This window comes from Deinococcus sp., assembly GCF_030523985.1.
Classification (GTDB): Bacteria; Deinococcota; Deinococci; order Deinococcales; family Deinococcaceae; genus Deinococcus.
Window position 1 is genome coordinate 1,424 of the sequence record NZ_JAUNHK010000081.1, and the last position, 2,579, is coordinate 4,002.

Genomic DNA, 2,579 nt, shown 5'->3' on the forward strand with positions numbered 1-2,579 from the left:
GCGGCCCGTGCGCTCGGTCAGGTCGCGCAGGCGCTCGGCCAGGCTGGGGTGCAGCGCTGCCGGGTCATAACGCCACGTCCAGTTGTGGTCGCCCGTGGTGCCGGGCAGGTTCATGCGGTCGTCGCTGCCCAGGTTGAGCAGGTCTTGCAGCGGCACGACGGCCAGCACGGCGCGGGTGCCGAAAGCCACCTCGGTCAGTTGCCAGGCGAAGGTGTCCTCGCTGGGGTTGCTGCTGGTGTAGGTGCGGAAGTTGTGGCGCTCGCTCTCGTCGGCGTGAACCCACCAGCCCCGCGTGGTGTCGTTGTCGTGGGTGCCGGTGTAGACCACGCGGTTTTCCTTGATGTTGCTCGGCAAAAAGTCGTTCACGGCAAAGTCGCCGCCCCCGAAGGCGAATTGCAGCACCGCCATGCCGGGAAAACCGTAGTCGTCGCGCAGTTTTTCCACGTCGGGGGTAATCACGCCCAGGTCTTCGGCAATGATGGGCAAGCTACCCAGCGCTTCGCGCACCGCACCGAACATCTCGTAGCCCAGCGCCGGAACCCAGCGCCCGTTCATGGCGGTTTCGGCGGGGTAGGGAATTTCCCAGTACCCGGCGAAGCCCCGGAAGTGGTCGACGCGAATCAGGTCGTACAGCTTCAGGCTGCCCTGGAAGCGCTTGATCCACCACGCGAAGCCGTCTTCCTTCATCTTGGGCCAGTTGTACAGGGGGTTGCCCCAGAGTTGTCCGGTTTCCGAGAAGTAGTCCGGCGGCACGCCCGCCACCACCGTGGGCTGGCCCTGGTCGTCGAAGTAGAACTGGTCGCGCTCGGCCCAGGCGTCGCTGGAATCCATCGCCACGAAAATCGGAATGTCCCCGATAATCTGAATCCCCCGTTCGGCGGCGTAGTCGCGCAGGGCACGCCACTGCCGGAAAAACAGGAATTGCACGAACTTGACGCGGTTGACGGCTCCTTCCAGGCGTTCGCCAGCAGCGGCGAGGGCCTGGGGGTCACGGTCACGCAGCGCGGGTTCCCAGGCGTTCCAGGGCAGGCCACCGTGCGCGGTCTTGAGGGCCATGAACAGGGCGTAGTCGTCGAGCCAGTGGGCTTCCGTCGCCTTGAATTCGGCAAATTCGCGGGTCAGTTCGGGGTGCGTATCGGCGGCAAAAGCGAAATGGGCGTAGGCGCGGTCGAGCATCTGGTTGCGCCACACGAACTGCACGCCGAAGTCCACCCGGTGCGGGTTGAAAGGCGGCGTGGCCTCGAAATCGGCGTCGCTGAGCAGGCCCTCGGCCTTGAGGGTGGCGAGGTCAATCAGGTAAGGGTTGCCCGCAAAGGCCGAAAACGCCTGATAGGGGCTGTCGCCGTACCCGGTGGGGCCGAGCGGCATCACCTGCCAGTAGCGCTGTCCGGCCTGGGCCAGCCAGTCCACGAAATGCCGCGCACTCGCGCCGAGTTCACCGATGCCGTAAGCACCGGGCAGGCTGGTGGGGTGCAGCAGCACGCCGCTGGAGCGCGTAAGGGTGGGGGTGGTCGGGGTCATGATTCGCCTCCTGTGGTCACTTCGGAAATCTAGGGAACCGCTTTGGAAGTGATTCCACGTCCTTCTATCCTTTCGAGTGTAGCCGATGCCTGCACATTCCGCCCCCTGCTCCTCCCCAAGTTGCGCCGCACCCTGCCGCCACTGTCTTACCGTTCAGACGGGGCAAAATGTCCACCGGGCGCAGTGAAACAGTAGGGGCCATGACTGCCGAAAATCAGCCCGCTGCCCCCGCCCCAGAGGGCCAGCCCACCAAACCGCCCATGCAGCCCTCCGGTCCCGGAGTCGCCGCGCCCAAAGGCCGTCCCAGCCGCATGGTGGACCTCGACCCGAGCGGACAGGTCACGCAGCGCGAACCCGACCGCGCCAAACGCCAGTTTCTGAGCTACGCCTTCTACAAGCTCGACCCCGCTTTCCGCCGCCTGCCTGCCGCCGAGCGCGAGGAAATGAAGGCCGAGTTTCAGGCCGCCGTGGAAGGCTGGGTGGACGACGCCGAAGCCGTCAAGGGGCTGATTCAGCGCACCTACTCGCTGGTCGGTATCCGCGACGACGTGGACTTCATGCTCTGGCGCATCGCCTTCGACGTGCGTGACTTTCAGGAGGCCCAGGCCCGCCTCAACCGCACCCGGCTGATGGGCTACCTGACCCAGTCCGCCACCTACCTGGCGATGCAAAAGCGCAGCCAGTACGTCAACCGTATTCAGGGCAGCGGGCACGGCCTGGAAATCCTGCCGGGGCAGGGGCAATACCTGTTCATCTACCCCTTCATCAAGACCCGCGCGTGGTACGACCTGACCCCGCTGGCCCGTCAGGGCATGATGGACGAACACATCTACGCCTCCGAGCCGTTCAAGGGTATTCGTATCAACACCAGCTATTCCTACGGTATTGACGACCAGGAATTCGTGGTCGCCTTCGATTCGGACTACCCGCAGGAATTCGTGGACCTCGTTCACCGCCTGCGCTACACCGAAGCCAGCAACTACACCTTGCAGGACACGCCCATGTACACCTGCGTGAAAAAGGACTTGCCGGGCATCCTGAACGACTTGGGCTGAAGC

At 64.6% G+C, this 2,579-nt stretch carries 2 protein-coding genes; one reads left to right on the forward strand and one right to left on the reverse strand.

From position 1 onward, the window contains the following. Positions 1-1,521, reverse strand: a 1,521-nt coding sequence (gene malQ / locus Q4C89_RS11220) for a 4-alpha-glucanotransferase (RefSeq protein ID WP_303102700.1), incomplete at its 3' end; no start/stop codon positions are given. Positions 1,522-1,781: 260 nt separating this feature from the next. Between malQ and Q4C89_RS11225 the strand changes: the two genes are divergently transcribed. Continuing rightward, a complete protein-coding gene (locus Q4C89_RS11225; RefSeq protein ID WP_303102709.1) occupies positions 1,782-2,576 on the forward strand; it encodes a chlorite dismutase family protein in 795 nt (264 codons plus the stop codon). Positions 2,577-2,579 lie beyond the last annotated feature (3 nt).